The organism is Pararhodobacter zhoushanensis (assembly GCF_025949695.1).
Lineage (GTDB): Bacteria > Pseudomonadota > Alphaproteobacteria > Rhodobacterales > Rhodobacteraceae > Pararhodobacter > Pararhodobacter zhoushanensis_A.
The window spans coordinates 219,564-245,524 of sequence record NZ_JAPDFL010000001.1; the positions used below are offsets into that span (position 1 = coordinate 219,564).

24 protein-coding genes and 1 tRNA gene are annotated in these 25,961 nt (G+C 66.9%); 16 read left to right on the plus strand and 9 right to left on the minus strand.

Annotated elements, in window-relative coordinates; genetic code table 11:
- Positions 1-51: 51 nt before the first annotated feature.
- The 5 genes from ahcY (at position 52) to OKW52_RS01105 (ending at position 5,154) form a co-directional block, all read left to right on the plus strand.
- Complete coding sequence (gene ahcY / locus OKW52_RS01085) at positions 52-1,440, plus strand: adenosylhomocysteinase (protein ID WP_264504067.1); 1,389 nt, start codon at positions 52-54, stop codon at positions 1,438-1,440.
- 195 nt (positions 1,441-1,635) lie between these two features.
- Positions 1,636-2,208 carry a TetR/AcrR family transcriptional regulator gene (locus tag OKW52_RS01090; protein ID WP_264504068.1) on the plus strand — a complete coding sequence of 191 codons (573 nt, stop codon included), beginning with the start codon at positions 1,636-1,638 and terminating at the stop codon, positions 2,206-2,208.
- 48 nt (positions 2,209-2,256) lie between these two features.
- A complete protein-coding gene (locus OKW52_RS01095; protein ID WP_264504069.1) occupies positions 2,257-3,234 on the plus strand; it encodes a quinone oxidoreductase family protein in 978 nt (325 codons plus the stop codon).
- 204 nt (positions 3,235-3,438) lie between these two features.
- On the plus strand, positions 3,439-4,407 hold the full coding sequence (locus tag OKW52_RS01100; protein WP_264504070.1) for a ketopantoate reductase family protein: 969 nt from the start codon (positions 3,439-3,441) through the stop codon (positions 4,405-4,407).
- Positions 4,408-4,449: 42 nt separating this feature from the next.
- Complete coding sequence (locus OKW52_RS01105) at positions 4,450-5,154, plus strand: tryptophan-rich sensory protein (protein WP_264504071.1); 705 nt, start codon at positions 4,450-4,452, stop codon at positions 5,152-5,154.
- A 25-nt stretch (positions 5,155-5,179) separates the two neighbouring features.
- On the opposite strand, the gene OKW52_RS01110 is transcribed toward OKW52_RS01105, so the two are convergent.
- The 4 genes from OKW52_RS01110 to tsaD are packed head-to-tail and all read right to left on the minus strand — an operon-like array spanning position 5,180 to position 7,426.
- On the minus strand, positions 5,180-5,575 hold the full coding sequence (locus OKW52_RS01110) for a DUF1761 domain-containing protein (protein WP_264504072.1): 396 nt from the start codon (positions 5,573-5,575) through the stop codon (positions 5,180-5,182).
- Between the two features lie 59 nt (positions 5,576-5,634).
- The gene (locus OKW52_RS01115; RefSeq protein WP_264507624.1) at positions 5,635-6,057 is read right to left on the minus strand and encodes an EVE domain-containing protein; all 423 of its coding nucleotides are present in this window, start codon (positions 6,055-6,057) and stop codon (positions 5,635-5,637) included.
- Complete coding sequence (locus OKW52_RS01120) at positions 6,057-6,329, minus strand: YciI family protein (RefSeq protein WP_264504073.1); 273 nt, start codon at positions 6,327-6,329, stop codon at positions 6,057-6,059. Before OKW52_RS01120 ends, OKW52_RS01115 begins: the two co-directional genes overlap by 1 nt.
- A gap of 17 nt (positions 6,330-6,346) precedes the next feature.
- Positions 6,347-7,426, minus strand: a complete 1,080-nt coding sequence (tsaD, locus tag OKW52_RS01125; protein WP_264504074.1) for a tRNA (adenosine(37)-N6)-threonylcarbamoyltransferase complex transferase subunit TsaD — start codon at positions 7,424-7,426, stop codon at positions 6,347-6,349.
- A 91-nt stretch (positions 7,427-7,517) separates the two neighbouring features.
- Here tsaD and OKW52_RS01130 point away from each other — a divergent pair, with 91 nt between their 5' ends.
- The 3 genes from OKW52_RS01130 to OKW52_RS01140 all read left to right on the plus strand — a co-directional run bounded on the left by OKW52_RS01130 (position 7,518) and on the right by OKW52_RS01140 (position 11,204).
- The gene (locus OKW52_RS01130; protein ID WP_264504075.1) at positions 7,518-8,219 is read left to right on the plus strand and encodes a uroporphyrinogen-III synthase; all 702 of its coding nucleotides are present in this window, start codon (positions 7,518-7,520) and stop codon (positions 8,217-8,219) included.
- 72 nt (positions 8,220-8,291) lie between these two features.
- Positions 8,292-9,644, plus strand: coding sequence for a COG4223 family protein (locus OKW52_RS01135; protein ID WP_264504076.1), 1,353 nt, complete (start codon positions 8,292-8,294; stop codon positions 9,642-9,644).
- Between the two features lie 3 nt (positions 9,645-9,647).
- On the plus strand, positions 9,648-11,204 hold the full coding sequence (locus tag OKW52_RS01140; RefSeq protein WP_264504077.1) for a heme biosynthesis HemY N-terminal domain-containing protein: 1,557 nt from the start codon (positions 9,648-9,650) through the stop codon (positions 11,202-11,204).
- A 48-nt stretch (positions 11,205-11,252) separates the two neighbouring features.
- Here the strand turns inward: OKW52_RS01140 and OKW52_RS01145 are convergent, their stop codons facing one another.
- Both OKW52_RS01145 and OKW52_RS01150 read right to left on the minus strand, forming a co-directional pair.
- Positions 11,253-11,807 carry a P-loop NTPase family protein gene (locus OKW52_RS01145; protein ID WP_264504078.1) on the minus strand — a complete coding sequence of 185 codons (555 nt, stop codon included), beginning with the start codon at positions 11,805-11,807 and terminating at the stop codon, positions 11,253-11,255.
- Positions 11,808-11,850: 43 nt separating this feature from the next.
- Positions 11,851-12,531: a helix-turn-helix transcriptional regulator gene (locus OKW52_RS01150; RefSeq protein WP_264504079.1), complete on the minus strand. Its 681-nt coding sequence runs from the start codon at positions 12,529-12,531 to the stop codon at positions 11,851-11,853.
- A 73-nt stretch (positions 12,532-12,604) separates the two neighbouring features.
- On the opposite strand from OKW52_RS01150, the gene OKW52_RS01155 reads away from it, so the two are divergent.
- The 4 genes from OKW52_RS01155 (at position 12,605) to OKW52_RS01170 (ending at position 15,515) form a co-directional block, all read left to right on the plus strand.
- Positions 12,605-14,206 carry an FAD-dependent monooxygenase gene (locus tag OKW52_RS01155; RefSeq protein ID WP_264504080.1) on the plus strand — a complete coding sequence of 534 codons (1,602 nt, stop codon included), beginning with the start codon at positions 12,605-12,607 and terminating at the stop codon, positions 14,204-14,206.
- Between the two features lies 1 nt (position 14,207).
- The gene (locus OKW52_RS01160) at positions 14,208-14,390 is read left to right on the plus strand and encodes a hypothetical protein (RefSeq protein WP_264504081.1); all 183 of its coding nucleotides are present in this window, start codon (positions 14,208-14,210) and stop codon (positions 14,388-14,390) included.
- Between the two features lie 79 nt (positions 14,391-14,469).
- A tRNA-Thr gene (locus OKW52_RS01165) sits at positions 14,470-14,545 on the plus strand.
- 217 nt (positions 14,546-14,762) lie between these two features.
- Positions 14,763-15,515, plus strand: coding sequence for an SAM-dependent methyltransferase (locus tag OKW52_RS01170; protein ID WP_264504082.1), 753 nt, complete (start codon positions 14,763-14,765; stop codon positions 15,513-15,515).
- 7 nt (positions 15,516-15,522) lie between these two features.
- Here OKW52_RS01170 and OKW52_RS01175 read toward each other — a convergent pair whose 3' ends face one another.
- Both OKW52_RS01175 and OKW52_RS01180 read right to left on the minus strand, forming a co-directional pair.
- Positions 15,523-16,935, minus strand: a complete 1,413-nt coding sequence (locus OKW52_RS01175) for a class I adenylate-forming enzyme family protein (RefSeq protein WP_264507625.1) — start codon at positions 16,933-16,935, stop codon at positions 15,523-15,525.
- A 51-nt stretch (positions 16,936-16,986) separates the two neighbouring features.
- Positions 16,987-18,822, minus strand: coding sequence for a polyketide synthase (locus tag OKW52_RS01180; protein ID WP_264504083.1), 1,836 nt, complete (start codon positions 18,820-18,822; stop codon positions 16,987-16,989).
- A 416-nt stretch (positions 18,823-19,238) separates the two neighbouring features.
- On the opposite strand from OKW52_RS01180, the gene OKW52_RS01185 reads away from it, so the two are divergent.
- Entirely contained in the window at positions 19,239-19,868 is a 630-nt protein-coding gene (locus OKW52_RS01185) for a 2-hydroxychromene-2-carboxylate isomerase (RefSeq protein WP_264504084.1), read from the plus strand.
- Here the strand turns inward: OKW52_RS01185 and OKW52_RS01190 are convergent, their stop codons facing one another.
- Positions 19,869-21,767: an AMP-binding protein gene (locus tag OKW52_RS01190; RefSeq protein ID WP_264504085.1), complete on the minus strand. Its 1,899-nt coding sequence runs from the start codon at positions 21,765-21,767 to the stop codon at positions 19,869-19,871.
- Between the two features lie 138 nt (positions 21,768-21,905).
- On the opposite strand from OKW52_RS01190, the gene OKW52_RS01195 reads away from it, so the two are divergent.
- The 3 genes from OKW52_RS01195 (at position 21,906) to OKW52_RS01205 (ending at position 25,938) form a co-directional block, all read left to right on the plus strand.
- Complete coding sequence (locus tag OKW52_RS01195; protein ID WP_264504086.1) at positions 21,906-22,802, plus strand: LysR family transcriptional regulator; 897 nt, start codon at positions 21,906-21,908, stop codon at positions 22,800-22,802.
- A 179-nt stretch (positions 22,803-22,981) separates the two neighbouring features.
- Positions 22,982-23,947, plus strand: coding sequence for a TAXI family TRAP transporter solute-binding subunit (locus OKW52_RS01200; RefSeq protein WP_264504087.1), 966 nt, complete (start codon positions 22,982-22,984; stop codon positions 23,945-23,947).
- 29 nt (positions 23,948-23,976) lie between these two features.
- The gene (locus OKW52_RS01205; protein ID WP_264504088.1) at positions 23,977-25,938 is read left to right on the plus strand and encodes a TRAP transporter permease; all 1,962 of its coding nucleotides are present in this window, start codon (positions 23,977-23,979) and stop codon (positions 25,936-25,938) included.
- The last annotated feature ends 23 nt before the right edge of the window (positions 25,939-25,961 follow it).

The following is a 25,961-nucleotide window of genomic DNA, read 5'->3' on the forward strand; positions in this document are numbered from 1 at the left end:
GGGGTCGCAGTGCTATCTGGGCAAAAATACCGCGTCAGACAGGAGCCTCGGATGGCCGCCGATTACATCGTCAAAGACATTGCGCTTGCGGATTACGGTCGCAAGGAACTGGACATCGCCGAGACCGAAATGCCCGGCCTGATGGCCTGCCGCGAAGAATTCGGCACCACCAAGCCGCTGAAAGGCGCGCGTATCGTCGGCTCGCTGCACATGACGATCCAGACCGCCGTGCTGATCGAAACGCTGGTCGAGCTGGGCGCCGATGTCCGCTGGGCAAGCTGCAACATCTACTCGACGCAGGACCACGCCGCCGCCGCGATTGCCGCGGGCGGCACGCCGGTCTTCGCGATCAAGGGCCAGACGCTGGAAGAGCATTGGGATTATCTCGACCGTTCCTTCCAGTTCGCCGACGGTCCCAACATGATCCTCGACGATGGCGGCGACGCCACGCTCTACGTGCTGCTCGGCGCGCGGGCTGAGGCTGGTGAGACCATCATCCCCGTCCCGCAATCCGAGGAAGAAGCGGTGATCAAGGCGCAGATCGCCAAGCGGATGGCGGCCAGCCCCGGCTGGTTCACCAAAGTGCGCGACCAGATCAAGGGCGTGTCCGAGGAAACCACCACCGGCGTGCATCGTCTGTATGATCTGCACAAGAAGGGCCAGCTGCCCTTCCCGGCGATCAACGTGAACGACAGCGTTACCAAGTCCAAATTCGACAACAAATACGGCTGCAAGGAATCGCTGGTCGACGGCATCCGCCGCGCCACCGACACGATGATGGCCGGCAAGGTCGCCGTGGTCTGCGGGTATGGCGATGTGGGCAAGGGTTCGGCGGCCTCACTCAGCGGGGCCGGGGCCCGCGTGAAAGTGACCGAGATCGACCCGATCTGCGCGCTGCAGGCAGCGATGGACGGCTATGAGGTGGTCACGCTGGAAGACGTCGCGGCCAGCGCTGACATCTTCATCACCACGACCGGCAACAAGGACGTGATCCGCATCGAGCATATGCGCGAGATGAAGGACATGGCGATCGTCGGCAACATCGGCCATTTCGACAACGAGATCCAGGTCGCCCAGCTGCGCAACCATAAATGGACCAACATCAAGGATCAGGTGGACATGATCGAGATGCCCTCGGGCAATCGCATGATCCTGCTCTCGCAAGGTCGCCTGCTGAACCTGGGCAACGCGACCGGGCATCCGTCGTTCGTGATGTCGGCCAGCTTTACCAACCAGGTGCTGGCGCAGATCGAGCTGTGGACCAAGGGCGAGGAGTATCAGCCCGGCGTCTACCTGCTGCCCAAGGCGCTGGACGAGAAAGTCGCCCGCCTGCATCTGGCGCGGATCGGGGTCAAGCTGACCACGCTGAAATCCGAACAGGCCGAGTATATCGGCGTCACGGTCGAGGGGCCCTTCAAGCCCGAGCATTACCGCTATTGATCGGGGATGGGCGGGTGTCCCACGATGGGACATTGGCCCGATCCTATAGAAAACAACAGCTTGGGCAGAGGCGTTAACCTTTGCGAAAGTTGTGAACGGGGGCCTATCGGCTCCCGTTTTGCGTTTCGGTGAGGCCAGCGCCGCGCGCTGAATCTAGTTCTGGACTATTCGATCCAGAATCGCTATATCCCCCTCATGGCAAGACCGAAAGAATTTGAACGCGACAGCGCGCTTGAGGCCGCAATCGGGGTGTTCCGCGACCACGGGTTCGAGGGCAGTTCAACCGGCATGTTGCTTGCCGCGATGGGCATCGGCAGGCAGAGCTTTTACGACACGTTCGGCGACAAGCATACGCTCTACGCCGCCGCGCTGGAGCGCTATGCGCGTGATGAAGCGCACAAGCATCTGGACGCGCTCAAGGCGGGCGGACGCGGGCTTGAGGCCATTGCGGCCCTGCTGGATGGCGTTATCGCTCGGGCGGATGAGCCGTGCCTTGGCGTCGGCTCGATCAGCGAATTCGGCTGCCGCGACGCCGCGGTGAACGCGATCAACGCCGCCGCCGACCGGGTGTTGCAACAAGCCCTGATGGCGTGCCTTGTGGATGCCGCAACCGATGGCACGCTGGCCGACGGGGTAACAACCGAGGAAGCAGCGCGCTTTGTGGTCGCAACGATTGCCAGCCTGCGGCTGTCCGCGCGCGGTGGCGCCGCATCCGCAAGTCTGGATGCGATCAGACGGCTGGCGATGCGCGCCCTGATCCGCCGATAATTTTTTTGGTCCATTTTGGACCATTCTGTCAAGAATGGAGTCAGACAGATGAAAGCAGTGGTAATGAACCGTCCCGGTGATCGTGACGTGATGGCGTATGTCGCGTGGCCCGATCCGCAGCCCGGCCCGGGCGAGGTGCTGGTCACCGTGGCCGCAGCCGGGGTCAATTTCATGGATCTGGGCGTCCGGCAGGGCAAGGCGTGGACCGAAACGCCCGACCCCAAGGTGATGGGCGTCGAAGGGGCGGGCACGGTGCGCGCGGTCGGCGCGGGTGTGACGGAATTCGCGCCCGGCGACCGCGTGGCCTGGGTCTATGCGCCGGGCAGCTATGCCGAGCAGGTGGTCATCCCCGCCGCGTCGGTGGTGCCGGTCCCTTCGGGCATTGACGATGAAACGGCGGCCTCGGTGATGATGCAGGGGCTGACCGCCAGTCACTTCGCCACCGATTTCTATCCGGTGCAACCCGGTGATGTGGCGCTGGTCCATGCCGCCGCGGGCGGGCTGGGCCTGCTGCTGACGCAGATCATCAAACTGCGGGGCGGCACGGTGATCGGGCGGGTGTCGTCCGCGGAAAAGGCCGTCGTTGCGCGCGCGGCCGGGGCGGATCATGTGATCATCGACACCGCAGGCCAGTTCGCGCAACAAGTGCGCGCGCTGACTGGCGGCATCGGGGTTGCTGTGGTCTATGACGGCAGCGGGCCGGTGACGTTTCAAGGCTCGCTCGATGCGTTGCGCGCATCCGGCACCTTTTGCTGGTACGGCCCGGTGCTTGGGGCGCCCGAAGCCATCGAGATCATGAGCCTGCCGCGCAGCATCAAGCTTGGCTATGCGGTGTTTTCGGATCACATCCCGACCCCGGCCTTGCTGCGCCAGCACGCGGCGCAACTGTTCGACTGGATCGCACGGGGTCAGCTGAAAGTGCAGGCGACCACAGCCTATCCGCTGAAAGAGGCCGCGCAGGCGCTGGCGGATATCGAGAGCCGCAAGACGACCGGCAAGCTGTTGCTGGTCCCGGCGGGCCGATAGCGGCACAGCGCGCAGGTGCCCGGGCCTTCGATCATCGTGCGGCAATCGCCTTTTAGCCAGCAGCACACCGGAATCTGACTGTTGTATACCGCGTGACGGCGGGACCAGGGCGGGGTTAAACCCCGCCCTACGATGCCGTTTCACCCACTGGCGCCGTCGGACGATCACCCTTAGGGTCGCGGCAAACCGGACAAGGAGAACGCCATGCGGGTCATCATTTACGGGGTTGGCGCTGTCGGGGGCGTGCTGGCTGCCGCTCTGCAACGCTCGGGCACCGAGGTTATCGGCATCGCGCGCGGGCGCATGCTGGCAGCCGTGCAGGCCAAAGGCATCCGGCTGCGCAGCCCCGAGGTGGACGAGGTGGTGCCTGTCACCTGCGTCGCGTCGCCCGGCGAGATTACCTTTCGCGCCGATGATGCGATCCTGCTGTGCATGAAGACACAAGATACCCGGCCCGCGCTGGACGCGCTGCGGATGGCGGGTGTGACCGATCAGCCGATCTTCTGCGTTCAGAACGGCGTGGCGAACGAGGCGATGGCGCTGCGGCTGTTCCCCAATGTGCACGGCGTCACGGTGATGATGCCCGCGACCTATCTGAACCCCGGAGAGGCGATCACCTATTCCGCCCCCAAGTTCGGCATGTTCGATATTGGCCGTTTCCCCGGCGGGTCGGATGACGCCGATGCCGCGCTGGCCGAGGCCCTGAACGGGGCGACGTTCGCGGCGTATGTCAAAGACGATGTGATGGCGTCGAAATATGGCAAGCTTCTGATGAATCTTGGCAATATCTCAGGCGCGGCCTTTGGGCCAAAGGCCGCGGACAAGCCGCTGCGCGCCGCCCTTCGGGCCGAGGCGGAAGCGGTTCTGGCCGCTTCGGGCATTCGCGTCGAGGATGTCAGCCAGACCGACCCGCGCCGAGCCGTGCATATGAAAACCGGCCCGATACCGGATGCGCCCGGCATGAGCAACTCGACCCTGCAAAGCCTGCAGCGCGGCGGCAGTGTCGAAACCGACTATCTGAACGGCGAGATTGCGATGCTGGGACGGCGGCACGGGGTGCCGACGCCGCTGAATGACGCGATGATCGCGCTGTCGGTGCGGATGCTGCGCGAAGGGATCGAGCCGGGGTCGGTCTCGCTGGACGAGACGATGGCGGCGCTGGGGATCCGCTGAGCAGGGCTGGATTTGCCCGTTCAGCGCGCCAGATAAAGCGGCATGAAACACGTCATGCCCTTTCTCGTTCTGCTCGTCGCGGTGACCTTTGCGGTGTCGCCGTTCTTTGTCACCAGTTTCGCCGGGTTCGATCCGGCGCTGTTCCCCGTGCCGCAGGACGACCCGCCGGTGCAGCCTGCGGGGTATGCGTTCTCGATCTGGGGGTTGATCTATGCGTGGCTGATCATCGGGGCCGGGTTCGGGTTGTGGAAACGCGCCCAAGACCCCGCGTGGCAGCCGATGCGCCCGGCGCTGTTTGTCAGCCTTGGGCTGGGCACGTTCTGGCTGGCGATGGCCGAGCGCACGCCGATTGGCGCAACCGTGCTGATCTGGGCGATGCTGGTCGCGGCGCTGGTGGCCCTGTGGCGCACGACGCGGGCGGACCGCTGGTTGCAGCAGGCGCCGGTGGCGATCTATGCGGGCTGGCTGACGGCGGCGAGTTCGGTGTCGATCGGGCTGTTGCTGGCCGGGTGGGGCTGGACGGGCGCGACGCCTGCGGCGCTGGTCGCGCTGGTGGTGGCTCTGGCACTGGCGCTGAACGTGCAGGCGCGGTTGCCCCGCGCGCCGGAATACGGGCTGACGGTGATCTGGGCGCTGGTGGCGGTGGTGGTGCAGAACGCCGCGCCGCTGAATGCGCCCGTGGCTGGGCTGGCGGCGTTGGGCGTGGTGCTGATGGCGGGATTGCTGGTCTGGCGGCGGGGGGCCTGAACGCCCCGCCGTCAGGCGCAACGACTCAGAACAGCGTGAGCACGCCGCCCATCACCGCGCAGGCGATGGTGGCGTAGCCGCCGTCTATCAGCGCCAGAACCTTGGGGCGTTGGGCAAAGAGGACGTTCAGGGTGATCCACGGCGCGATAAAGAACAGACCGATCCCCAGCCCGCCCATCAGCCCCAGACCGACCGTGTTGATCCCGCCCATGGCGAAGACATGGCGCATCATCCCGGCGACGAGCAGGATGCAGAGATAGGCCCCGGCAAATGTCACCGGATTGGCCCCGCCGCGGGGTGCGCCGTTGGCGTCGGTCGGCACGCCCGAGGCCACGACCCAGGGCTTTGACAGCACCCCGTACCAAAGCGCGCCGACGCCAAAGCCAATCGCCGCGGTAACGATCACTGCGAGATAATCCATGCTGTCCCTCCCATGGTTTTGGTCAGGCTAGCGCGGGCTCTGGCGGCGGGAAAGGGGTTTCAGCCCTGCTCCAGCCCGCCCATGCGGCAGACGAGCGCCCATTCCTCGGGTTTGACCGGCTGCACGGACAGACGCATCGAGGTCACCAGCGACATGTCGGACAGGTCGGGCGTGGCCTTGATCTCTTTCAGGGAGACGGGCTGCGGCAGGGGTTTGACCGCGCGGATATCGACGCAATCCCAGCGCGGGTCATCGGTGGTGCTGTCGGGATGCGAGAGCGCGCAGACCTCGGCGATACCCACAACCTCAAGCCCGATGTTCGAGTGGTAGAAGAACACCTGATCGCCGAGCGCCATCTCGCGCATGTTGTTGCGTGCCAGATAGTTGCGCACGCCGTCCCATTCTTCACCGGCCTCGCCCTTGGCGATCAGCTGGTCCCAGCTGAACTTGTTGGGCTCGGATTTCATCAACCAGTAGGCCATCAGCCGATCACCTTTTTCCATTCCTCGATCCGCACCGATGCGAAGAGCCCGGCCAGCGCGTAGGGGTCGTTTGCAGCCCAGGATTCGGCTGTGGCTTTGTCGGCGACGTCGATGACCACAAGGCTGCCGGTCATCGTGCCATTGTCCAGAAACGGCCCGGCAAAGACGGTGGTGCCGGTCCCGTTGAGATAGGCCAGATGCGCATCACGGGTGGCTTTGCGCAGGGGTTCGTGGTCGGGTTTGTCGGTGCAGATCAGGGCGAACAGGGGCATGGGATTTCCTCTTTGGGTCAGGCTTTGGCGCCGCGCTTGCCCGAGCCGATCAGCGCAGGGGCGGCGGTGTCGAGCGGCCAGCGGGGACGGGCGCTCAGGGTCATGTCATCGGTGTGGCCGGCGCGGAACCGCTCGATCCCGGCCCAGGCGATCATCGCGGCATTGTCGGTGCACAGGGCCAGCGGCGGCGCGATGAAGGGGATGTTGCCCGCGACTTGCGTCAGGCGGCTGCGCAGGGTGGCGTTGGCGGCGACGCCGCCCGCCACGGCGAAAGCGGTGATGTCGGGGCAAAGCGCCAGCGCGCGGCGGGCTTTTTCGGCCAGCGTGTCGGCGACGGCGGCCTGAAACCCGGCGCACAGATCGGCGCGGTCCTGACGGGTCAGCCCGCCCTTGTCCGCCACCAGCGCATCGCGGGCACGCATCAGCGCGGTTTTCAGGCCGGAAAAGCTGAGATCACAGCCGGGCCGGTCCAGCAGAGGGCGCGGGAAGGCGAAGCGTTTGGGGTCGCCTTGTTTGGCCTCAGCCTCGACGCTGGGGCCACCCGGTTGCGGCAGGCCCAGCAGCTTGGCGGTCTTGTCGAACGCCTCGCCGGGCGCGTCGTCGATGGTGCCGCCCAGACGCGTGAAAGCCTCGGGGCCATCCACCCGCAGGAACTGGCAATGCCCGCCCGAGACCAGCAGCATGAGATAGGGGAACGTCAGCCCGTCGGTCAGGCGCGGGGTCAGCGCATGGCCGGCAAGGTGGTTCACGCCGACCAGCGGCAGGCCGGTCGCGGCGCACAGCCCCTTGGCCAGCATCACGCCCGACAGCACACCGCCGATCAGCCCCGGCCCGGCGGTGACGGCGATGGCGTCAAGGTCGCGCAGGGTCAGGCCTGAACGCGCAAGCGCCTCTTCCACCACCAGATCCAGTTTCTCGGCATGGGCGCGGGCGGCGATTTCGGGGACGACGCCGCCGAAGGCCGCGTGCAGATCGGTCTGGCCTGCCACCACATTGGCCAGCACGTCGCCCGGCTGGCCCGGCACATGGCGCACCAAGGCCGCGCCGGTATCGTCGCAGCTGGATTCGATGCCAAGGACGGTGAGCGTGCGGGTCATGGATGCCGTAAGGGTCTGGCTGGTTGCAGAGCGCGTGGCACCGGGGGTAGCATCGGGGCGCGCCGCAGACAATGGGCGCTACGGAATGCCCATGCCCCCGATTTTGCTCCTGACCCGCCCGATGCCTCAGTCCAACCGCTTCGCGGCCGAGGCGGCTGAGTCGTGCCCCCCTCATGAGGTGGTGATCGCGCCCTTGTCCGAGGTGGCCGGTGTGCCGTACGACGCGCGCGTTTTCGACCGCGCGCGGGGGCTGGTGCTGACCTCGGCCAATGCGGTGCCGTTTCTGCCTAAACTGCCGCCGATGCCCGCGTGGTGCGTGGGTCCGGCGACGGCACAGGCCGCCAGGGCGGCGGGGTTCGAGCCGCGCGATGGCGGCGGCGAGGCCGGGGCGCTGATCGAAACCTTGACCCGTGACGCGCCCGAGGGGCCGTTGGTCCATGCTCACGGCGTGCATCTGGCGCGCGATCTGGTGGCGGCGCTGCCGCAGCTCGATCTGCACGGCGTCGCGGTCTACGAGGCGCAGGGGTGCGAGTTTCCGCCGGGTCTGGCGGAACAGTTGGCCGGGCGGCGCGTTGTCGTTGCGTTGTTCTCACCGCGCGCGGCGAAACGATTCGCCAACCAGTCTGGCATAGACGCAGTTTCAGATCTGACGCTGATCGCGATCAGTGCGAACTGTGCTGCGGCCTTGCCTGATACGCTGCGTGCCCATGCAGTGATCGCGGATGCGCCAGACGGCGGCGCAATGTTGCGCGCGGTCAGGGAAGCGTTGTCGCAGGACGCCCCGGCGGGTTGAGACCTTGTCGGCGGCGGGCTAAGTATCAATCAAGCGCCGGTATTTGCGGCGCACAGTGACGGGGAGTTTCCGATGGCACGCACAACTCGCAGCCGCGCTAAGTCAGACAAGGCGAGCGACAAGGCGACCGCCATCGACGAGGCCGAGGTCGTCGAAGAAACGACCGCCGACATTTCCGCCGAAACGCCGGACAGCCCGTCAGACACGCCGGTCGAAGCGCCCGTTCTGGACGCGCCCGCGCAAGAGACCCTGTCCGCGCCAGAACCCGGGCCAGAGCCAGAACCCGACCCTGAGCCGGTCATTGACCCGTCGGGGATGGCGACGGATGAGCCCGCGGTTGAGCAATCCCCGTTTTCCGAACCAGTGATCGAGCCGGTCGAAACCCCGGTCAGCGAACCCGTCGCCCCGGCTCCGCCCGCCCCGCCGCGCGGCACGGGCACGATTCTGCTGGGCGGCGTTCTGGCCGCAGCGATTGGTGCGGCGGCGGTGTTGTTCGTGCTGCCAGAGGGATGGCGCGGGGCGACGGCGGACACGTCAGCACTGACCGACCGGATCGCGGCGCTGGAAGCACAAAGCAGTGTCAGCCCGGCGGCCTTGCAAGCGGCGCTGGGGCCCCTGGAAACCCGCATCGCGGCGCTTGAGGCGGCAACGCCTGCCGACACTGCCGGTCTGGCGGATCGCGTGGCGGCGCTGGAAAGCGCGACGCCGGACCTGTCGCCGGTCGAGGAGCGGCTGAGCACGCTGGAAGCCGCGCCGGGCGGCGTGACCGAGGATACACTGAACACCGCTGTCGGCTCTTTGGCGACCCGTCTGGCCGAACTGGAAGAGGGTGTCGCCGGGCGGATCGACACGGCGGTGACGGCGGCGATGGCGGATGCCCGCAGCGCGCTGGATACGCAAGAGCAGGTGCTGGAGACCCGCGAAGAGGATGTGGCGGCGGCGCAGCAGCGCATCGCCGAACGCGCCGCCTTGGCCGAACTGGTCGCGGCGTCCGAGTCGGGCGATCCGCAGCCGGGGGCGCTGGCGACCTTGACCGATGCGCCCGCCGCCCTCGCCCCCTTGGGCGAGGGGCTGGTGACGCTGGCGCAGTTGCAAAGCAGCTTCGCCCCGGCAGCGCGCGAAGCGCTCGCGTCGGTGCCGCCTGCGCCTGATGCAAGCCTGGGCGACCGGGTGGCGTCGTTCGTCCGGGCGCAGACCGGCGCGCGCTCGCTCGCGCCGCGCGAGGGCGACGATCCCGATGCCGTGCTGTCGCGCGCCGAGGCGCAGCTGCAACAGGGCAATCTGCAAGCGACGCTGGACGAGGTGGACAGCCTGACCGGCACCCCCGCCGAGGCGATGGCAAACTGGCGCGCGCAGGCCGAAACGCGGCTTGCGGCGCTGGCCGCGCTGGCACAAGTCCAGACGCGCATGGATGGTGAGGAGTAAGCGATGTTCTGGACAGTCTTGAAGGTCATCCTGTTCCTTGCCGTGGTCGCGGGCCTGACGATGGGCGCCGAGACCCTGATGCAGACAGACGCGGGCGTGCGCATCGCCGTGGCCGATACCGAATTCACGCTGGGCCCGGTGCAGATGGCGATTGCCGCGATCCTGCTGCTGGCCGGGCTGTGGCTGCTGATGAAGCTGGCCGGACTGCTGGTGGCGACGCTGCGGTTCATCAACGGCGATGACACCGCGATCAGCCGCTATTTCGAGCGTGGCCGCCGTCGGCGCGGGCTTGAGGCGCTGACGGATGGCTTTCTGGCGCTGGCCTCGGGCGAAGGCGACAAGGCGCTGACCAAGGCGCGCAAGGCCGAGAAGCTGATGGATGACCAGACGCTGACCACCTTGTTGATCGCGCAATCGGCGCAGGCCAAAGGAAACACCCAGCTGGCCGAGGAGTATTACAAGCGGCTGCTGGAACAGGACCGTTCGCGCTTTGTCGGCGTGCAAGGCCTGTTGTCGCAGCAAATCGAAGCAGGCAATTCCACCAAGGCGCGCAAACTGGCCGCAACCGCGCTCAGCCTGCGGCCCGGCCATGCCGCGACGCAAGATAACCTGTTGAAACTGCAGAACGATGCCTCGGACTGGCAGGGCGCGCGGCGGACACTGTTGGAGACGTCACGCTCGGGCCGCCTGCCCAAGCCGGTCTATCAGCGCCGCGATGCCGTGCTGACCCTGCAACAGGCCGAGGTCGAGGCCGAGAAGGGCAACACCGCGCTGGCGCAGGATCTGGCGATCGAGGCGAACAAGGCGTCGCCCGAACTGGTGCCTGCGGCGGTGATGGCGGCGGGTGCGATGGTGGCGCGCGGCAAGCCGAAAGCGGCGGCGAAGGTGCTCAAACGCACGTGGAAAACCCAGCCGCACCCCGAATTGGCGCAGGCCTTCGCGGCGATTGCCCCGCAAGAGGCGGCGACCACCCGGCTCAAGCGGTTCGAGCCCTTGCTGACGCTCACCCCCGGCCCCGAGGCGCAGATGACCCGCGCCGAGCTGCTCATCGCGGCCGAGGATTTCCCCGGCGCGCGCCGCGCCATGGGCGATCTGCACGACAGCCACCCGACGCAGCGCGTGATGACCATCATGGCGGCGATCGAGCGCGGCGAAGGCTCGCCGGATCAGGTGGTGCGCGGCTGGCTGGCACGGGCGCTGATCGCGCCGCGCGGCCAGCAATGGGTCTGCGAGAACTGCCACCATGAACACGCCGGCTGGCACGCGCTGTGTGCCAACTGCGGGGCCTTCGACACGTTGAGCTGGACCCAGACGCCCAACAGCGCTGGCCCCAGCGCGACGGGGACCGAGATGCTGCCGCTGATCGTGGGCGCCCTGCCCTCGCCCGCGCCGGAAGCGCCGGTGATCGACGACGAGGACGAGATCGACGAGCCCGTCGCACAAGACCCCATCGAGGACGCCGAAGAACCCGACGCCGAAACCACACCAGCGCCGGAACCCGAACCCGAGCAAGGCGCGAAGGTCATCGATCTGGATCAGACGCGGCGGATGGGGCTGTAAGGCCCACGGATCGCCCGGAAAAGGCCGCCCTTGGGGCGGCCTTTTGCATCAACTGGCGAAAAGCTGGGCGATCTCGACCGGCGACTGCAGCTGGGCGACGGGCACGTCGGCACCATACCGGGTCAGGGCGTGCTCGATGAGCGGGGCCTGATCGCGGTCATGGTGCCACAGGGCTGACAGGCCGCTGGCGGTGGGCAGACGCTCGGGGCAGCCGCGCGCCATGCCGGGGCGAACCCGGCCCAAGTGCACGAGGCCGCGCCACAGAACACGGGCCACCGCCGTGGTGCGCGGGACGCGCAGCCACAGCACCAGATCGGCGCGCGGCAGGCGCAGATCCAGACTGGCCGGATCAGAGCCGTCCATCACCCAACGCTCGGCCCCTGCCAGCCGGGCGATGATCGCGCGTTGCTCCCCGGGGTCGCGGGCGACCCAATCGGGCAACCAGCGCGCGTCACGGTCAAGCGACTGGAACGGCAGATCAAAGCGGGTAGAAAGCCGCCGCGCCAGCACCGTCTTGCCCGAACCCGGGCAGCCGATGACCAGCACGCGTTGTGCGGTGAGCAGCGCCGAAGCGGTCTGAGCGGGAGAGAGAGCGGCGGACATGAGCACGGGGTGGGCGTTGGGCGCGCGACTGTCAAGCCGTGCCTCAGCCCCGGCAGATGGCAAACAGCCCGGCGCGCGAGGATATGCCGAGTTTGGCATAGGCGCGCTTGCGGTAGGTGATCACGCTGGTGGCAGCAACGCCCAGCGAATGGGCAATAACCTCGGCCTTCTGGCCGGCCAGAATGCCTTCGCACACGGCGCGTTCGCGGTCTGACAGCACGAGCAGGGCTTCGGGCATGGTGCCGCTGCGGGCTTCGAAATGCAGCACGGCAAGACGGCCCAGAACGCGCAGCAGATCCTCGGGCCAGCCTCGTGCCTGCTGCGTGCGGTAGAGGTTCAGCACCAGATGCAGCCGCTCGCCCGCCGCCAGCACGGCCACCTTGTCGCCCAGCCCCGGCGCGTCAAAGAACCGGGTGCGATAGGCGGGCGGCATCGCGCCGGTCAAATGTGCCAGCTCGACCAGCGCCGCGGTTCGCGGTTCAAGTGCCAACACCCGCGCATGCAGCGGATCGTCGCGAAAACCGCTGCGGACATAGGCCTCGGCCAGACGGGTGCCCAGCCGACCTTCGATGAAATTGCGCGACAACAGGCAGGTGACAGCATCGGCGCGATAGGCAAAGACCATCACCTGATCGGCGCCCGCCGCCTGAGCGGCGTCCAGAAACGCGGGCGCGAAATCATCCTGACCCAGTCGGGCAAGGCAGGGGTCGATGAGCTCCAGCATGGCTGTCCTCTTTTGCGGGGGACATACAGCCCCGCAATCCCGCTTTAGATACCCGTCAACACCGGAGGATTCCATGCGCCCTGAGGGACGTGGCGAGTATGACTCGCTCTATTTCACCTATCCGCAGTTCAAGGCCCCCGCTGCGGGTGCCCCGCGCGGCACCGATGCACCGGTGATCATCGTCGGCGCTGGCCCTGTCGGCATGACCGCCGCGCTGACGCTGGCGGCCGAGGGCGTGCGCTGCCTGCTGGTCGAGGCCAAGGGCACCTTCAACGATGGCAGCCGGGCGATCTGTGTCTCGCGGTCGAGCTATCACATTCTGGCGCGGATCGGTGCCGTCGCCCCCTTCCTGCGCGAGGGGCTGCCCTGGACGATGGGGCGGACGCTGTACCGGGGTCAGCAGATCCTTGAGTTCCAGATGCCCGACGGGCCGGATGACCGCTTCCGCCCGATGTACAACCTGCAACAGCAGTATATCGAGGCGTTCCTGTGGGACGCCGTCGCCGCCAATCCGCTGATCGAAACGCGCTGGCAGACGCGGGTGACGGCGGTCGAGGATCAGAGCGACGGCGTGACCGTGACGCTCAGCGATCCGCATGGCGACACCCGGGTGTCGGCACCGTGGCTGCTGGCGGCGGATGGGGCGCGTTCGGCCATCCGGGGTATGCGCGGGCTGCGGCTGAAGGGCGAGAACTATGAGGGCCGCTATGTGATCGCCGATGTGCGGATGGCGCATGACTACCCGACCATCCGCCGCGCGCTGTTCGATCCGGCCTGTCGCCCCGGCGGCACCGTGCTGATCCACCGCCAACCCAAGGACATCTGGCGCATCGACTATCAGCTGGGCGACGGCGAAAGCGCCGAGGAAGCGGTGCGCGAGGACGTGGTGCGGGCATCCGTGAGCGCCGTTCTGGCCGAGATCGGCCATACCGGGGCGTCGGAGCTGGAATGGTGGAGCGTCTATTCCGCCAACACGCTGGCGCTGGACGATTACCGCGACGGGCGGGTGTTCTTCATCGGCGACAGCGCGCATATCGTGCCGATCTTTGGCGTGCGCGGGCTGAACAACGGGCTGGCGGATGCGCAGAACATCGGCTGGAAGCTGGGCCGCGTGGTGACGGGCCGGGCGGGTGAGGGCCTTTTGGACAGCTACACGCCCGAGCGGCGCGGGGCGACGCTGGATGTCTTCGCCAACGCGCAGAAATCGACGCGCTTCATGACGCCGCCGACGGCGGGATGGCGGCTGATGCGCGACGCGGCGCTGTCTCTGGCGCTGACGCAGGACTGGGCCGGGCAGCTGGCCAACCCGCGCCAGATGACGCCCTATACCTACGCCGACAGCCCTGCCGTGGTGCCCGGTGCGGATGGCTTTGGACCGGCGGCGGCGCTGGGGGCGATGCTGCCGGATGCGGCAGACGGGGACGGGTTCCTGACCGAGCGGCTTGGCCCCGGCTTTACCCTGCTGTGCTTTGGCCCGGCACTGGATGTCGCGCATCCCGATCTGACCGTGCTGTCCCTGCCCCCGGGTGCTGCGGCCGCCAAACGGCTGGGGGCGGCGGACGGCGCGGCCCTGCTGATCCGCCCCGACCTGCACATCGGCGCGCGCTGGAGCGCGCCGACGCCAGAGGCCGTTCTGGCCGCAATCGCCACCATCCTGAGCGCAAAGGCCGCCTGACATGCCCGATATCGAAGACGTCTTTGACACGCTGGCCACCACGCTCGATCAGGTCGGCGTTGAGCGCGCGCCCCTGTTTCTGGCCAAGGCCGCGCTGGCTCTGGCGCAGGCGCTGAACGACCCCGAGCGCGCGCGCGCGATCATCGAAGCGGCGGCGCGGCCGGACCCGGCGCACCAAGGGTAAGCCCCACCACAAAAGACGACGCCCCCTGCCAGTTTCAGCCTTGCGCAAGAGGCCTGTGAACAGTAAAGGGGGCGACGTGGCCGATGTAGCTCAGCTGGTAGAGCAACGCATTCGTAATGCGTGGGTCGGGGGTTCGAGTCCCTTCATCGGCACCACAATCCCCAACATCCCGATCCCAGCGCGCCCCTTCCACGGGAGCCGTCGCGCGACAGATCCGGTGCCGGACGGGGTGTTCGCGCCGCGGGATCGGGCCGGTGTTGCAGGGAAGGTGCCCGTTTGGTGGCCGCAATGTTTGCACGGCCCCTCCACAATCGGATTGCACCGAATTTGCGATTGCGCATACCCTCTTCCCTTGCAGCCCAAGGAAGACCCATGCCCGGCGACGACCGCCTGAGATTGCACCCCGACGATTACGATTTCGCAATCCTTCACCCGGCGTTTCGGCGCCTGTTCGGCACGACCGATCTGTACAATTACGGCTATTGGCGCCGCGCCACCGGTGAGCCGATCGCGACCCTGCCGGAAGCGGCGACTCGCCTTGTGTCGCTGCATATCGACACGGACCCCCACCGTGACACGGCCCGCAGCGTGCTGGACGTCGGCTGCGGGCTGGGGGCCTGCACGGCGCTGTTTGCCGCAGGCTATCCTGCGGCCACGATCACCGGCATCAATTATTCCGCGCGCCAGATCGCTTATGCCAACGACACCTACGCCAGCGCGCAGATCCGCTTTCACCAGATGGATGCCACCGCGCTGGACTTTCCCGATCAGAGCGTCGATTGCATCCATGCCGTCGAGGCCGCGATGCATTTCCGCCCGCGCAGCGCCTTCTTCGCCGAGGCGCGCCGGCTGCTTGTGCCGGGCGGGCGGCTGATCCTGACCGACGTTCTCGCCGACCGGCCCACCAGCTTCATTCCGTCGGTCAACGACGAAAGAACGCCCGGGGACTATGCCCGCGCGTTGCAGGTGGCGGGGCTTGAGCCCGTGGAGATCCGCGATATCCGGGCCGATACCATCCTGCCCTTCGCCGGGGTCATGCACCGCAGCGCCATGCATGCCTATGGCCGCGAGATCGAAGAATCCCTGTCTGCCTATCTGCTGGTGTGCGCGGTCAATCCCGGTTGAGCGGCGTTCAGTCTGCCGCGAATCGCGCGCGGAGCACGTCGCGGCGCAGCTTGCCCATGGCGTTGCGCGGCAGGGCGTCCACCAGATGAATGCGCTTGGGAATTTTCGTTGGCGCAAGGGCCGCGACAAGGGCCAGACGCACCGTCGCGGGATCCAGCGCGACCCCCGGCTTGGGCACGATGGCGGCGAGCAGGCTCATGCCGGTGCGGGGATGGGGAATGCCAAAGGCGCAGGCATCGGCGACGCCTTCCACCTGACGCAGCGCCGCCTCGACCTCGGCGGGATGGATCTTGAGACCGGCATAGATAACGACATCCTTGCTCCGCCCGGACAGGGTGAGGAAGCTCTCGGCGTCAAGCTGCCCGACATCGCCGGTGCGGAAAAAGCCGTCGGGGCCGAAGGCCAGCGCGGTCTCGGACGGATCGTCCTGATAGCCGTCAAAGACGAAATCCCCCCGGACCTCGACTTCGCCCTCGCCGCCGGGGGCCACCAGCTCTCCGGTTTCGAGATCGCGGATCCGCAGATCCGCTCCGGGCAGCACCCGGCCCACCGAACCCGGACGAAAGGCATCAGGGGCATTGGCCGTGGTAATCAGTGTTTCGGTCATCCCGTAGCGTTCCAGCAACGGTTTGTGTGTGCGCGCCTCGACGCTACGGCGCAGGTCGTCGGGCAACGGGGCAGAGCCCGAGGTGAACAACCGGATGCCTGACGCGGCCCCGGCGTTGAAACCGGGATGGTCCAGAAGCTGCGCGTAATGGATTGGCACCCCCATGAAACAGGTCGCCATGGGAAGACGCCGGACCACATCGGCAGGATCGAAACGCGGGCGCAGGTCCAAACGGCCACCGGCTATCAGAAGCGGCATCAGCGCGATGATCAGGCCATGCGCGTGGGTCATCGGCAGAATGTGCAGCAGACGGTCCGACGCGGTAATGCCCCAGGCCTGACGCAGGGCCTGCACCCCGGCAAGGACGGTGCGGTGGGTATGAGCGACGGCCTTCGGCCTGCCGGTGCTGCCCGAGGTGAACAGAACGATGGCTTCGGTCGCGGCTGGAACGGGCTGGTCCGCGCCCATCGCAGCCAGACCCGACTCTGGCGCGTCATCGGCAAGCGCGGGCAGCCATGTCACCGCCGGTGTGGCGTGCCGCGCGGGATGATCGCCCAGGATCAACGCAGGGCGGGTACGGGCGATGACGTCGGTGACATAGGGGACAGCGGCGGCGGCATCGAGGGGCACGACCGCTATCCCGGCCCGCAACGCGCCCAGAAGCGCCACCACCTGCCCGGTCGATTTGGGCAGGGCCAGCCCGATCCGGTCCCCGGTACGCAGGCCCCGGCCAAGCAGGCATCGCGCGAACCGGTCGGTGGCCGCATCCAGCGCATGGTAGGTCAGGTGCGTCGTCCCATCGTCGAGCGCCACCGCCAAGGGCGAGGTTCATGCCGCGCGCATCCGGGTGTACAGTGTCATGATCTATCCCTTTCCTGCCGCAGGCCAGTCGTCATACCAGCAGCGTTGCCGGTCGAACGGGTAGCCCGGAAGCGCTGGCAGCGCCGGGTCAGCGGGTGCAAGGCGCTGTGCTACCAGCGTCGCCCCGGCAAGATGCAGCGCGAGGAGCGCCGATGCGGCCGCGTCGCCGCTCGCGGTACCGTCTGGCACGGCCACCCGCACGGGCGCGGCCCTCGTTATGTCCTGTGGCCCGTCAACCAGATCCGGGCAGATCCGGCGCAGCTGCGCGACGGTCGCGGGTGCCAACGGCTGCGCCGTTTCGAGCGCAATTTTTCCCATCAGGCGTGCGGGTCGGCCCGGCGGGTCGGCGGCGATGCGGCGCGCAGCCGCCTTGGCTTCATCCACCGTCCGCGCGGTGAAACCGGCGCGCAGGGGCAGTCCCGACCAGCGGCGCGTGACAGCGGCGGCAATGCGCGCAAGCGAGGCCTCAGGCGCGTCCAGCGCCGCGTGAAGCTGGGCAGCCCGCGCGACCAAGGCGGCGGGGCTGGCCGCCGACAGCAGGAACAGCGCCGACGTGCCCGCAGGGTCGGCAGCAGGCGCGGAATGGCCGTCTGCGCCCGCGACGATCACATGGGCGTTGAGGCCGCTCATGCCAAACGCGCTGACCCCCGCCACCCGGTGCGGCCCTGGCCAATCGCGCGTCGCGCGTGGCACCTCAAGCGGCAGGGTGTCCCAATCCACCTGCGGCGACGGGTCAGTGAAGCAGGGCTGCACCGGGATGAACCCGTCGCGCACCATCAGGATCGTCTTGATCAGCCCGGCAATACCCGCCGCGGCCTCAAGATTCCCGATGGCTGCCTTGATCGACCCCAGCGCCGCCGGAGCCTCGGACCGCCCGGCGAAGACATCGCCCAGCGCCCGCGTCTCGATCAGGTCGCCCAGCACGGTGCCCGAGCCCTGCGCCTCGATTGCGCCGATCTGGTCGCGCGTGACCCCGGCTGCCTGCATTGCCCGGGTGATCACCTGCACCTGCGCGACACGTGACGGCGCGCTCAGCCCGTTGCTGCGACCGTCCTGTCCGGTTGCCCAGCCCGCAAGCACGGCGTGGATGCGGTCACCATCGGCAAGCGCGTCAGGCAGGCGCTTGAGCACCAGCATCCCGCAGCCTTCGGAGCGGACAAACCCGTCTGCCGCCGCGTCGAACGAGCGGGTTTGCCCGCGTGCGGACAACACGCGTGAGCTTTCCAGCGCTGAGAACCCCTCGGGCGCCAGCAACACACTCACCCCGCCCGCCAGCGCCATGTCGCAATGCCCCAGACGGAGCGCGTCACCGGCCAGAGTCACGGCGGTCAGCGCCGATGAGCAGGCGGTATCGACGGTCAGCGACGGCCCGGTCAGGCCCAGACAATAGCTCACCCGGCCCGTGATCGCCGCATTTTGCAGCGCGTTGGGCAGATGGGGATTGCCAGCCACCAACCCCGCGCGGGCCATGCGCATCGCGTGATCTGACGACCCGGCACCGATATAGACACCGGCGAACATCCCATCGAGTGCCGCCGGAGACAGCCCGGCATCCTCGAGCGCGTGCCATGCCATTTCCAGAGCCAGACGCTGCTGCGGGTCCAGCAGCGGGGCCTCGCTGGCAGAGATGCGGAACGGATGCCGGTCAAAACGGTCGATGCCGTCCAGCAACCCGGCGGCGGGCGGCAGGGCCGGGGATGGCCCCCAAAGCGCACGCCGGTCGGCAGGGACCGGCCCGATCCCGCTGCCGCCCGAGCGCAGCAGCTCTGCCAGCGCCCCGGTTGAGTCCGCCCCCGGAAAACGGCAGGCCATGCCGACCACCGCGACGGGGACCGGCACGCTCACCCTGCGACCTCGCGCTGTGCTTGGGTGCGTGCGATGCGACACGTCAGGCGAGTGGTGACACGCGGGGCACAAGCGAGACGCGCGGGCATCGCGACGGTCTTTGCGGGCAGTTTGTCAGGGCCTGGCATACGGTTATGGGTTCCCATTACGCGGCGATTGTCTGGCAGACCGGTTCCACCGGGCGTTGAAAAACCCCGCAGCAAACGGTTACCCTGACAGCCCGGAACCTGGCAAGCGGGTATCACCCGTCTCTTCGGCGTCTCGAAGGTTGCCACGAAGTCTGGCTTTTCGCGGCCAAGGCGCAGACGGCTGTGCGGTCGCGCCGGACGGTGTTTGAGGTACGGTTATCCGTGGACATGCAGCACGGTTCGCCGCAAAACCGCCATAGGCTTGTTTTGACCCGATTCCATGTGGGAGGTTCGACCATTTCTGACCAGCACCCGGTTGAGTTCTATTTTGACTTCATTTCACCGTTCGGCTTTCTGGCCAGTCTGCGGGTGGATGATCTGGCGGCGAAATATGGGCGCGAGACGACATGGACCTCGATGCTGCTGGGCGTCAGCGTGATGAAGGTCATGGGGTTGAAAGCCATTCCCAAGACACCGCTCAAAGGCCCCTATATGCGGCTGGATGCGCAGCGCTATTGCCGCCGTCATGGCATCCGGTTCGGGCGGCAACTGACGGATCCACCGGCCAACCCTCTGGCCGCCGGGCGGACGTTTCACTGGCTGACCGAGCACGACCCCACGCGCGCCAAGCCGGTCGCCAAGGCCATTCTGGCCGCGTACTGGCTGGAAGGCCGCGCGATTGGTGAGCTGGACACGGTGCTGGACCTTGCCGCCGGTCAGGGCGTCGACCGCGCCGCGCTGGCCGAGGCCCATGCAAGCGGCGCGGCCTCGGCGCTGCTCAACGCGGGGGTGGAAGCCTCGCTGGCCAAGGGCGTGTTCGGCTCGCCGTATTTCATCGTCGATGGTGAGCCGTTCTTCGGGCTGGAAAAGATGGAGCTGCTGGAAGACTGGCTGCGCGAAGGCGGCTGGTAGTCAGCCGCTGACCAGCGCATAGGGCACGGCAAATCCGGCCATGTGCTGCGCAACGGTGGCTTCGCTGCCCGGCGCGGCATCGCCCGCCAGACGGATCTCGACCCGCCGCGCGCCCTTTTCCTCAAGACAGGTCACGCTTTCCAACGCGCCATCCGGCAGCAGCGCCGTCAACTGCTGCGAAAACGCCCGCTCGACCGCCATGCGGCGCAGGGCCGGTTTGAAGATCTTGCCCGTCGTTGTCAGCGGCAGCGCGTCGATCAGATAGAGCGCCTTGGGGACCGCCGCGGGCTCGGGGATGTGCCCGCGCGTTGCCTCAAGGATCTGCTGCGCAGTGATCGTGCGGGACGGACGGACCTGAACAAACGCAACGGGCAGTTCACCGGCATAGGCGTCGGGCTGGCCGACGGCGGCACACAGCTGCACATCGGGGTGCTGCATCAAGGCTTCCTCGATCACCGCCGGGTCAATGTTGTGGCCGCTGCGGATGATGACGTCTTTCGAGCGGCCCATCACGACGATCTGCCCATCCGAAGCGACCAGCCCCATGTCACCGGTGAGCAGCCAGCCTTGCGCGGTAAAGGCGGCGGCGGTGACCGACGGGTCGGTATAGCCGGGGCTGATGTTGGGGCCGCGCAGGGCAAGCGCGCCCATGACACCGGATGGCAGGGTGGTGTGCGGGTCGGGCTCGCCGTCATCACTCAGCGCGAACACGGCCACTTCGCAGAACGGCAGCCGCCAGCCAGACGCGCCCGGCACCCGCCGGGCGGCGCGGGGGATGACGCTGGCAAGGCCGGAGGCTTCGGTCATGCCATAGATGCTGCGCAAGGGCACGTTGAAGGCAGCCTCGAACCGGGCGGCGGTTTCCACCGGCATGGGTGAGCCGCCGCCAAACAGCGCCTTCACGCCGCTGATGTCGATCTCGCCGACAGGGCGGTTGAGGATGGTCGACACAAAGGTCGGCCCACCGGACAGGAAGGTCACGTCAAAGCGGCGGGTGATCGGCCAGAAATCCCGCACAAACGCCTTGCTGCGCATGCCCAGTTTCGACGGGATCAGCGTTGCCGCCCCGGCGGCGATGGCGCTGCCACCCAGCACAAACGCCCCCGCGACGTGGAACAGCGGAAAGCCGTTGATGATCACATCACCGTCGCCCATGTCGTAAAACATGCCGCCGAACCAGCTGACATGGACCTCGTTGCCATGGGTATGGGTGACCAGTTTGGGCACCCCGGTCGTGCCGCCGGTGTGGAAGAAACTGGCGATGCTGTCGCGGGTGGCGGTGACGTCAAAGGACAGCACCGGGGATTCGGCAGCGATGAGGGCGGCGAAACTGTGCGCCCAGGGCTCGGGCGCGTCGCCGATGCAGATCACCTCACGCAGGGACGCTGACCGCTGCCGGATCGCAGGGAGTTTCGCCCAGATGTCGAACTCGGGATCCGGTCCCAGCGCCACCAGAACCGTGGCGTTCACGCTGTCGAGCAGATGGGCGATATGCTCGGGTGCGAGCATGTAGTTGATCGGGCAGACCCGCCCGGCGGCCTGCGCGGCAAAGAGCGACACGAAGGCCTCGGGCATCGAGGGCATCAACAGCGCAACCGTTTCGTCAGACTTCAGACCCAGCCTGCGCAGGGCGTTGGCCGCGCGGTTCACATCGGCCAGCAGGTCACTGAACGTCAGCGTGATCACGTCGCTGTCGAGCGATCCATCGCGCAGATAGGTCAGCGCGGTATGGTCGGGGAACAGCGCGGTCGAGCGTTGCAGCATCTGATACGTGTTGTGAACCGGCACGACGTCGTCATAACGCCGGGCTTCGATCGCTTCGATGTCAGCAAGGCTGCGGATCGGCCGGCGCACTTCGGGGCGCGTTGCGGTTTGGGGTCTCGCAGTTCCGAACGTCATGGCGGCCTTCTTGGTAAGTCGAGCGTTCCGGCAAACAATAAGGACACGGCTCCGCTTGACTAGACAGCGGGGGCGAACGCTAAGTTCCAGAATTGGAACACCATGCGGCCCAAGCGCCGGAACTGCGGGATATCTGGCATGACGCGACGACTGGATCTCAATGCGTTGCTTTTGTTTTATGAAACGGTGAACGCGCGCAGCATCAACAAGGCAGCGCTCAAGCTGGGCATGCCCAAATCCACCATCAGCCGCAAATTGACCGCCCTTGAGCAAGAGTTGGGATCGACCCTGTTGAAGCGGGGTCAACGGGCGCTGGGACTGACCGAAATCGGCCACGCGCTGTATCTGCGCTGTGAAAGCATCGCGCAGGAGCTGGAAAACGCCGACCTGCACACGACCAAGATGCAGGAAGAGATGAGCGGCGTTCTGCGGATCAGCATGCCGGTGTTCTTTGTCAGCTGGATCAGCCGCCCGCTGGCGGATTTCGCCAAGGAATTCCCCGGTCTGCGGTTAGAGGTCGAAGCCCAGAACCGCGTTGTCGATGTGGCGGAAGAGCCTTTTGACGTGGCGATACACTTTGGTCTGCCCGCCGAAACCCACAACCCGATGCGCCGACTGGCCGAGCTGCCGCGCAGCTTTTACGCCAGCCCCGGCTATCTTGCGCTGCGCGGACCGCTGGCCGGGCTGGACGATCTGGTGAACCACGACGTCATCTTGCACCAATACCAGCAGCGCGACCGGGTGTTTCCCGACATGCACCTGCCGGACGGCACGACGGTGGCGCTGACGCCCCGGGTCGTGGTGAACCACGCGGTGCTGGTGCAGGAACTGGTGTTGCAGGACCTTGGCCTTGGATTGATGCCCGACATCATGTGCAAGCAGGATGTGGCGGCGGGGCGGTTGATCCGGCTGCCGCTGGACTGGACAAGCCCGCCGCTGTTGATCTCGGCGACGTATCTGGAACGCCGCTATGCGCCGCGCAAGATGCGCGCCTTGCTGGACCGGATCACCGAGCATCTCAAGACCCAGGCCTAGCCGCGCGGCATGTTCCAAAATAAGAACACCCTGTTCAGCCAGCCTCGCTAGTCACCCTGACACTGGCTGTATTAGGCTTGAGGGTGTTGGAGGTGGCCCTTCGGGGTCATGGGACTTCAGGGTAATCGGGTTTGGAGGGCGCTGGATCACTGGCGCGGGAAACCCGAGAAGGAGGAACAATGAAAACGGTAGTATTTGCGCTGTCGGCGCTGCTGCTCGCGCTTCCGGCGCAGCAGGTGTCTGCACAAATGGTGACGGTCGGGACCGCAACACCCGGCTCGCTGTTTCACTCGGCGGGCACGGCGGTTGCCAAGATCATCAACGACGAAGCGGGCATCCGGGCCATTCTGCAGCCCTTCGCCAGCGCCAATGTCTATATCCCCGCGATCAGCGAGGGCGACATCGACTTTGGCGTCGGCACCGCGCATGAAGTGGGCGTCGCGCTGGAGGGGCGCGAGCATTTCGAGGGCCGTCCGCAAGAAGGTCTGCGCGCCCTGGGGGTGATGTTCCCGTTGCAGTTCGGCATGTTCGTACGGGCCGATTCTGACATCCAGTCTATCGCCGATCTGCGCGGCCACACCGTGCCGGGCGGCTACAGCAGCCAGCAGATCGCCGCGACGATGATGGAGGCGATCTATGCCAGCGTCGGCATGACCGAGGCTGACGTGGAAAGCGTCACGGTTGCCAATACCGTCGGCGGGGCGGATGACTTTGCCGCCGGGCGGGTGGATGCGTTCTTCTTTGCCCTTGGTGCGGCCAAGGTCAGCGAAGTTGACGCGGCCGTGGGCGGTGTGCGCGTGCTGCCTTTCGGCGGCACGGACGAGGAACTGGCCGCGATCCGTGAATTCCTGCCGCAAGCCTATTTCCGCCAGTTCGACCCGCGCCCCGGCGCGCCCGGCATCACCGAGCCGACGACCATTCTGGCCATCGACGCGATCATGTTCGCCAGCGCCAGTACCTCGGACGATGTTGTGCATGATGTGACGCAGGCTATTTATGAACACCGGGACGAACTGATCGCCACCTTCCCGGCGTTCCGCGGCTTTGATCCGGCGATGATGGCGCGACCGCTTTCGCCCATCGAATACCATCCCGGCGCCGTCCGCTTCTTTAACGAAGTCGGCATCATGCCCGCAGCCGAGTGAGCGACACGGTGAGTCAGGAGAGACACGAAATGGCGGATACGCCGACCATGGGCGACAGTGACGTACAGGTCTCTCGTGATTTTGTGGGCTATACAAAGATCGTGATCGCCTCGGCGATCACGATTGCGGCGCTGCTTTGGGGGGCCGATCTTTTCCGCCGTTTCGGGCTGAACATCCTGACCCAACAATTCGTTGCGGGCATGCTGGGGCTGTGTCTGGCCCTGACCTTCCTGCATTTTCCGTTCCGGCGCTTGACGAGGCGCGACGCGGTGCCGCCGCATGACTGGGTCCTGGCGGCAATCGGGCTGGCCGCGGGCCTCTACCTGGCGGTCGAGATCCCCAATCTGGTGGATCTGGTGCTGATGCGCCCGCGCGACGGGGTGATCGCGGGCGGTGCACTTCTGGTGCTGAGCATCGAGGCGCTGCGCCGCTCGACCGGCTGGGCGCTGCCGATCATCGTGGTCTTGTTCCTGCTCTACGGGCTGTTTGGCGATTTCGTACCCGGCATGCTGCAGGGCCGCGCCACCGATATCGAACGGCTGACCGCCTATCTGGCGATCGATGTGAACGGCATGCTGGGCCTGCCGATCATCGTGGCCTGCACGGTGATCATCGCGTTCTTGCTGTTCGGCAGCCTGTTGTCGGCCACCGGCGGGGCCGAGTTTCTGTCCGACCTGTCGCTGGCGCTGATGGGGCGCTACCGGGGCGGACCGGCCAAGATCGCCGTGCTGGCCTCGCTGCTGTTCGGCTCGGTGTCGGGCAGTGCGGTGGCCAATGTCGTCGCCTCGGGGGTGATCACCATCCCGTGGATGAAACGCTCGGGCTATTCGCCCGCCCGCGCGGCGGGGATCGAGGCCGTGGCCTCGACCGGCGGGCAGTTGATGCCGCCGGTGATGGGGGCGTCGGCCTTTTTGATCGCCGAGTTCCTGCAGATCCCGTTCTCGCAGGTGCTGCTGGCGGCGCTGGTGCCGGCGATCCTGTATTATCTGGCGCTGTTCATCATCATTGATCTGGACGCGGGCAAGGCCGGGATCAAGGCGATCCCGGCGTCCGAGCTGCCCCGGGCGGGCACGGTGCTCAAGGCGGGCTGGCATTACTTCCTGCCCTTCGTGGTGATGATCTACGCGCTGTTCTCGCTGAACTGGCAGCCGCAGATGGCCGTTGTCGCCGCCATCGGCGCGCTGTTGGTGACGGCGCTGGCCTTTGGCTACAAGGGCAAGCGGCCAAGGATCGCGGATCTCTTCGCCTCGATCTATCGCACCGGGCTGGGGGCGCTGGATATCATCGTGATCACCGCCGGGGCCGGTATGGTGATCGGCGTGCTGTCGCTGACCGGGCTGGGGTTCAGCCTGACGTTGACGCTGGTTTCCGTCGGCGAAGGCAATCTGTTCCTGCTGCTGCTGATTTCGGCGGTGGTGTGCATCATTCTGGGCATGGGTTTGCCGACGGTCGGGGTCTATGTCCTGCTGGCGGCGCTGGTTGCCCCGGCGATTGTCGAGCTGGGAGTCCTGCCGATTTCGGCCCATCTTTATGTGATGTATTTCGGCCTGCTGTCCTTTCTGACGCCGCCGGTCGCCGTGGCCGCCTATGCCGCCGCGACCATCGCCAAGGCCGATCCGCTGAGCACGGCGCTGCATTCGATGCGACTGGGATGGACGGCGTATATCGTGCCGTTCCTGTTCGTGTCGTCGCCCGCGCTGGTGATGCAGGGTGCGCCGCTTGAGATCGTGCTGGCCACCTCGACCGCCGTGTTCGGGGTGTTCCTGTGCTCGGTCGGGATGGTGGGGTTCATGGTGCGCCCGCTGGGTCCGCTGCACCGGCTGGTGTTCTTTGTCACCGGCATCCTTGCGCTGGTGCCCTATAACGCCTTTGCCGGGGCGGATTACACCGATGTCATCGGGGTGCTGCTGGGCGTCGTGCTGCTGGGGTGGGAGTTCTGGCACCGCTACAGCACGGCGCGGCGGATTGCGCTGGCCGACGCGGCGGACTGAGCGTGGCGGACTGAGCGTGGCGG